This is a genomic window from Nonomuraea rhizosphaerae, assembly GCF_019396405.1.
Taxonomy (GTDB): domain Bacteria; phylum Actinomycetota; class Actinomycetes; order Streptosporangiales; family Streptosporangiaceae; genus Nonomuraea; species Nonomuraea rhizosphaerae.
On record NZ_JAHKRL010000017.1, the window covers coordinates 1 to 6,281 of the forward strand.

Sequence of the window (6,281 nt, forward strand, 5' to 3'; positions counted from 1 at the left end):
GCGGCGAGCAGGGCGGCGCCGCCCGTCCAGGCGGCGGTGCGAAGCGGCCTTCCCCGCCGCCGCCGCTGGGACGGGGCGGTCACGGGCTCACGGACCTGGGTCACTTGGCCTGGCCCATCTGCGGGAACTTGGCGCGGCACGTCTCGAACGCCTTCTTGAAGTCGGGGTCGTCGTCGCTGAAGCCGCGGGCGAGGTTCTTGTCGCCCTTGCCGCTGAAGTCGGGGTCGGGCATGTCCACGCCGTTCTCCCGCATGCAGGCGGTGAACTGGCGCATCCGGTCCTGGTCCTCGGGGGTCAGCTCCTTGGCGTCCCTTACGGGGGCGAGGGAGCGGCAGGCCTCCAGCGCCTCGCGCACCTTGTTCTCGTCCGCGCCGGCCAGGGCCTTGAAGGCGGCGCCACCGCCGTCGGGGTCGGGGTCGGGCATGTCCACGCCGTTCTTGCGCATGCAGGCGGCGAACTGCCTGCCCTGCTCCTCCCTGTCGACGCCGGCCGTCGGCGAGGCGCTGGCGCTGGAGGCGGGGGCGGCCGAGGAGGTGGTGACGGAGGCGACTCCCGCGGAGCTGGGCGCCGAGCCGCATCCGGCGGCGGCCAGGGCGAGCAGGCCCGCGGCGATGATGATTTTTCGGTTCATGCTGTGAATCTGCCGAGCGCCCCTCGGAGGAGCCTGGGAGCCGCCTAGGAACCCGGTGGAAGTTCGGGACGGGGCCGTTCAGGGTCGAGTGGTTCGGGATCCGGGAGTTCGGGATCGGGGAGGAGCACGCGGAAGGTCGCGCCCCTGCCGGGCGCGGAGTCCAGCTCGACCCTGCCGCCGTGCGCGTGCACGATGGCGGCCACGATGGCCAGCCCGAGCCCCGCGCCGCCCTCGGTCCTGGACCGGCCCTGCCCGACGCGGTAGAGGCGGTCGAAGATGTACGGGACGTGCTCGGGCGGCACTCCCGGGCCCGTGTCGGCGACCTCGATCACGGCCATGCCGCGCGCCGACCCCACCCGTACGGTGATCGCGGCGTCCTCGGGCGTGTGGGCCAGCGCGTTGCCGACGAGGTTGGCGGCGACCTGGCGCAGCCTGGCCTCGTCGCCGACCACCGTGACAGGCGCCAGCGAGACGGGGGCCGGCGCCCCGCCGAGCCCGCCGAGCTTCACCTGCCTGCCGGGGACGCGGGCACGGGCGTCGCGGATCGTGTCGGCCGCGACCTCCAGCAGGTCCACGGGATGGCGTTCCATGGGGCGTTCCTGGTCGAGCTGGGCCAGCGTGAGCAGGTCGTTGACCAGCACGCCCATCCGGCCGGCCTCCTCCTCGATCCTGCGCATGGTCTCCTGTGTCGTCTCCTCGTCGCCGCCACCGCCCCGGCGGTACAGCTCGGCGAAGCCGCGTACGGAGGTCAGAGGGGTGCGCAGCTCGTGGGAGGCGTCGGCGAGGAAGCGGCGCATGCGCGCCTCCGAGGCGGTCCTGGCGGCGATCTCGTGCTCGACGCGGTCGAGCATGACGTTCATGGCGATGCCCAGGCGGCCGGTCTCGGTGTGCGGCTCGGGGGCGGGGACGCGGCTGGCGAAGTCGCCCATGGCGATCTGGCCCGCCGTACGCTCCATCCTGGTCAGGGGGCGCAGGTTGAGTCGTACGACGAGGTCGGCGGCCAGGCCCAGCAGGAGCAGGACCAGCGCGCTGGAGGCGGAGGCGATCGCGGTGAGGGAGGCGCGGGTCTGCTCGTACTCGGCCAGCGACTGGGCGAACACGATGCGGTAGCCGCCCCTGTCGATCGTCTTCAGCCGCCAGGACGGGCCCTCGGTGCCGGACACGGTGTAGGGGACGCCGTCGTGCAGGTCGGTGAGGACCGGGCCGGGGTCGGTGGTGGACGAGGCCAGCACCAGCTTGCCCTCGGTGGAGAAGAGGTAGACGCGCGTCACGTCGGCGAACCGCTTCTGCAGCACATCGCCCAGGCCCATGTCCGGGTAGCTGGCGCGAGGCACCCTGGTGAGCGTGGACAGGGCGGTCGCGCCCACGCCGCTCATGGTGTCGAGCTGGGCGTCCAGCCGGCGCAGGAGGTTGTCGCTGAGCAGGCTGATGCCGACCACGTTGGCCAGTACGAGCGCCACCGTGGTCAGGCCCAGCATGGCCATGACGAGCCGGGCGCGCATCGTCCATCGGTCCGGTCTCATCGCGGGGTCCTGAGCGTGTAGCCGACACCGCGCACCGTGTGGATGAGCTGCGGCTCCCACTTGTCGATCTTCTTGCGCAGGTAGTAGACGTAGGACTCGACGATGCTGGAGTCGCCGTCGAAGTCGTAGCGCCAGACGCTGTCGAGGATCTGCGCCTTGCTGACCACCCGGCCCGCGTTCGTGAGCAGGTATTCGAGGAGGTTGAACTCCGTGGGCGATAATTCGACGCGCACCCCGGCGCGGCGCACCTCGTGGGCGGCCACGTCGAGCTCCACGTCGGCGTAGCGCAGCACGTCCTTGGGCTTGTCCTGGGTGCGGCTGCGGCGCAGGATCGCGCGTACGCGCAGCACGACCTCCTCCAGGCTGAACGGCTTGGCGACGTAGTCGTCGGCGCCCAGCGTGAGCCCCTGCACGCGGTCCTCGACCGTGTCGCGGGCGGTCAGGAACAGCACGGGGATGCGCTCCCCGAGCCGTCTGGCCACCTCGAACCCGTCGAAGTCCGCCAGCATCACGTCGAGGATGACGATGTCGGGCTCGAAGTCCGTGGCGGCCCGCACCGCCTCCGCGCCGGACTCGGCGGTCCTGACCTCGAACGAGACCAGGCGTAACGTCTGCGACAGCAGGGCACGGATGTTGGGCTCGTCGTCCACGACGAGCACCCTGGCGGGGCGGTCCATGGTTAGAGGTCTACCCGAGCCACTTCAAAGCCGCCTCAAAGTCACTTCTTCGGGAGAAGTCACTTGTTCGGGAGAAGTCACTTCATCGAGAAGACCGGGCCGCGCGGCCGGAACGGCAGCGGGGCTCCCTGCGGCACCAGGAAGGCGTGCTCGCGGCGGATGCGCACCACGTCGCATTCACCGTCGGTGATGACCAGGATCGGGCCGTCGGCGGGGAAGTCGTCGGCCCGTTCGAGCAGGTTGACGCCCGGCTGCAGGATCGTGCCGCCCCGGCCGCGCACCTTGACCCGGCGGGCGATCTCCTCGACCGGCAGGTAGCCGGCGTCGTAGGCGACCGCGTCGCAGAACACCACGCGGGCCCGCGGCACGTCGCGGGCGGCGGCGTACGAGGCGATCGCGCCGAGCGCCTTGCCGAGCAGCGTGATGTCCATGGAGCCGGAGGTGTCGAGCACGACGCCGAACGTGGCCTTCCTGACGATCTCCTCGGGCCGCACCCAGCCGGGGCGCGGGATGCCGGGGCTGGAGGCCTGGCGGCGGGAGGCGCGGGCGTAGGAGCGGCGCTTCTCCTCCGGCTGGAAGTGCTCGTCGAACCAGCGGGCGAGCTGGGCGTCCCAGGGCAGCGGCGGCTGGTCGAGCGCCCTGATCTCCTGCTCCAGGCCGGCCGGGACGAAGCCGCGGCCCTGCCCCTGGTGGTAGGCCAGGCCCTGGCACATCGCGTTGCGGTAGTACTCGTCGAGGTCGACGCCGCCGCGGAGCGGGCGCGCCGGACGGTCCAGGACGTCGCCGAGGCCGCGTCCGCGCAGCGTGGCCAGTTTCCGCGTCCGCCGCAGGTCGGTGGCGATCGTGTCGTAGACGGCTTCGGCCGACATGCCGGACAGCGTCTGGTCGAACAGCAGTCCCTCCGGCATCTCGCCGACGCCCATCTCGGCCAGCCAGCCGTTGATCACGTAGTCGCAGGCGACGTTCCAGAGGTACGGCTCGCGCGGGCCGACCCGCTCGCCGTGGCGCAGGGCGGCGTGCAGCATCTCGTGGGCCAGCACGAACCGCCACTCCTCCTCGGTGTGCTGGGCGAGCGGGTTGACGTAGACCTCGCCGGCCTCGGCGCTGACCGCGGCGATCGAGATGTTCCAGGCCCTGGTCAGCTCCACGTCGGCGACGATCTTCATGCCGGCGGCGAGGGCGCCGAGCAGCGGGTAGGAGGACATGAACCAGCGCAGCGCCACGTCCCACGGGCCCTCCACGTGCTTGTCGCGGGTGGCCCGGGGCGCGCCCGCCCTGTCGAGGGCGCTGGTGGCGGACTCGACGACGCCGACCGCGAAGGTGAGCTGGAAGTCGTGGAGCTTGGCCATCTCCTCGGTGCACACGCGGAAGTCGGGCTCGCCCAGCGGCTTGTACGCCTCGGGGATGCCGAGCCTGCGCCACCGTTCCGACAGGGTGACCTCGTCCTGCTCGGGCAGCTCGACGGGGAGCGGCGAAGGCGGGCGGCCGAGCTTGAGCGTGCGCAGGAAACGGTCGGCGGCCAGGCAGCAGGCGGCCCGGTAGGCGGGCTCAGGACGCGCGCCGTCGACGTCCTTGGGCGCGCAGGTGCGCGGGTCGGCGTGGCCGAAGCCCAGGTGGAGCAGCAGGTGGGCGAAGACCCACGCCCATTCGGCCGCCTCGGCGCGGCGGCGCGGGTGGTGGCGGATGTCGCCGTCCTCCGTCACCACCGCCCACGTGTCCGGCGACAGCTCGTCGTCGTCGGCCGGCTGCAGCCAGCAGTGGAAGACGCCGAACAGCGGGTTGCGCTCCACCAGCTGCCAGCCCTTGCGCACCTCCAGGCGCCACGGGTCGATCTTGGCCTTCCTGCGCGGGCTCATGACCGGGCCGCCATCAGCCGGGGCACGTCCCTGCCGACCTCCACCAGGAACCAGGTGGGCAGCGCGGGCGCGCCGTTGGCGTCGGCGGCGATGACGAGCTGCGCGCACTCCAGCGAGATCTCGGCCAGCTCGACCAGCAGGGTCTTGGCGCGGAAGCCCAGGTCGCGGCCACGCGCCGAGGCGCCGCGCTTGTCGGCGGGCAGCTCCTTGATCAGCCGGGCGCGGAACGCCTCGGCCAGGAAGTAGAGCAGGTCGCGCTCCTCCGGCTTGCGCGGCCACGGCGCCTCGCCCTTGAGGACGGCGTTGAGGTCGTAGGCGTGCCGGACGGTCTTGACGTACGCGCGGAAGGCCGAGGCGTGGCTGGTGGTGAGCGTGCCGAACGCGAGCATGGCCAGCGTCTCGTCGGCGACGTCGTCACCGTACGAGGTGAGCACGTCGGAGAGCATGTGCCAGGCGCGCGGCGAGGAGAACGGCTCCTCGGTCTTGGGCGGCGCGCTCCACAGGTGGTCGGGCCGCTGCACCAGGTAGTCGACGATCCACGGGTGGATGCCGTTGCCGGCCGCCCACTTCAGCCAGTCGTCGGACGAGGCCCGCAGGTGCACGTGCACCAGGCGGTTGATCAGGGCCGAGGCCATGGGCCTGGCCAGGGCGTTGTCGGTGGCGCGGTTGCCCGCGCCGATGACGACGGACTGGGCGGGCAGCTCGTACGTGCCGATGCGCCGGTCGAGGATCAGCGAGTAGAACGCCTTCTGCACCTCGGGGGCGGAGGCGTTGAGCTCGTCGAGGAACAGGCAGTAGGGCTCGTCGCGGGCGATCGACTCGGGCGGCGCGAACCGGCTGCGGCCCTCGACCAGCTCCGGCACGCCGATCAGGTCCTCCGGCGCGAGCTGGGTGCCCAGCAGCGTCACGCACTCCAGGCCGAGCGAGGCGGCGAACTCGCGCACCAGCGAGCTCTTGCCGATGCCGGGCGCTCCCCACAGGAACACCGGCCGGACCACGGCGACGTGCAGCAGCAGCTCGGGGAGCTGCGCCGGGGTGACCGTGACTGTGGCCTGCACACCTCTAGAGTGGCCAATCCCCGGCACGAAGCGCATCAGGTTTTATTGCGTTGCGCCGTGACCTGCGCGGTTCCTAGGCTCGTGGGCATGTCATGCACCTGTTTCATGAGGCTGCGCAGCCACCGGGCTCAGGCCCGCTAGCGGACGCGGTCATCCTCTAGGCGTCCGCCAGGCGCGCCCGGGCCCTTCGAGAGTCCTACTCGTCTCGAAGACCCGAAAGGGCAGCGGCTGTGGCGCACAACTTCGCGCACGGAAACTATTCGCACACCCAGAAGAAGGCCAGGAGCGGCGGCGCACGCACGCCCAAGGACAGGGCGAGGCGCACGCTCTCGCAGAACTTCCTGGTCGACAGGCATGCCGTCGATCTGGTGGTCAAGGCGGCCGCACCCGAGGGGCTGGTGCTCGAACCAGGCTCGGGCGAGGGCGTGCTGACCAGGGCGCTGGCGGGGGCCGGCGCTCAGGTGATCGGTTACGAGATCGATCCCCGGCTGGCCGGCAGGCTGGCCTCCCTGACCCGCGACGATCCGCGGATCGAC

The 6,281-nt window shown here is 71.8% G+C and carries 6 protein-coding genes; 1 reads left to right on the forward strand and 5 read right to left on the reverse strand.

Annotated features, from left to right (window positions below):
- Positions 1-100 precede the first annotated feature (100 nt).
- The 5 genes from KME77_RS00885 to KME77_RS00905 all read right to left on the reverse strand — a co-directional run bounded on the left by KME77_RS00885 (position 101) and on the right by KME77_RS00905 (position 5,745).
- A complete protein-coding gene (locus tag KME77_RS00885; RefSeq protein ID WP_219460320.1) occupies positions 101-631 on the reverse strand; it encodes a hypothetical protein in 531 nt (176 codons plus the stop codon).
- 44 nt (positions 632-675) lie between these two features.
- The gene (locus KME77_RS00890) at positions 676-2,154 is read right to left on the reverse strand and encodes a sensor histidine kinase (protein ID WP_219460322.1); all 1,479 of its coding nucleotides are present in this window, start codon (positions 2,152-2,154) and stop codon (positions 676-678) included.
- A complete protein-coding gene (locus tag KME77_RS00895; protein ID WP_219460325.1) occupies positions 2,151-2,831 on the reverse strand; it encodes a response regulator transcription factor in 681 nt (226 codons plus the stop codon). Before KME77_RS00895 ends, KME77_RS00890 begins: the two co-directional genes overlap by 4 nt.
- A 77-nt stretch (positions 2,832-2,908) precedes the next feature.
- Positions 2,909-4,687 (reverse strand): vWA domain-containing protein, encoded by a 1,779-nt coding sequence (locus KME77_RS00900; RefSeq protein WP_219460328.1) that lies wholly within the window; start codon positions 4,685-4,687, stop codon positions 2,909-2,911.
- The gene (locus tag KME77_RS00905; RefSeq protein ID WP_219460331.1) at positions 4,684-5,745 is read right to left on the reverse strand and encodes an AAA family ATPase; all 1,062 of its coding nucleotides are present in this window, start codon (positions 5,743-5,745) and stop codon (positions 4,684-4,686) included. The genes KME77_RS00900 and KME77_RS00905 overlap by 4 nt, the downstream gene beginning before the upstream one ends.
- 230 nt (positions 5,746-5,975) lie before the next feature.
- Between KME77_RS00905 and KME77_RS28935 the strand changes: the two genes are divergently transcribed.
- Positions 5,976-6,281 (forward strand): rRNA adenine N-6-methyltransferase family protein (locus tag KME77_RS28935; RefSeq protein ID WP_308250483.1); only part of this gene is annotated, 306 nt, incomplete at its 3' end.

Coding starts and splice junctions, on each gene's coding strand:
- KME77_RS00885 (WP_219460320.1), bottom strand. CDS start 631: ATGAACCGAAAAATCATCATCGCCGCGGGCCTGCTCGCCCTGGCCGCC.
- KME77_RS00890 (WP_219460322.1), bottom strand. CDS start 2,154: ATGAGACCGGACCGATGGACGATGCGCGCCCGGCTCGTCATGGCCATG.
- KME77_RS00895 (WP_219460325.1), bottom strand. CDS start 2,831: ATGGACCGCCCCGCCAGGGTGCTCGTCGTGGACGACGAGCCCAACATC.
- KME77_RS00900 (WP_219460328.1), bottom strand. CDS start 4,687: ATGAGCCCGCGCAGGAAGGCCAAGATCGACCCGTGGCGCCTGGAGGTG.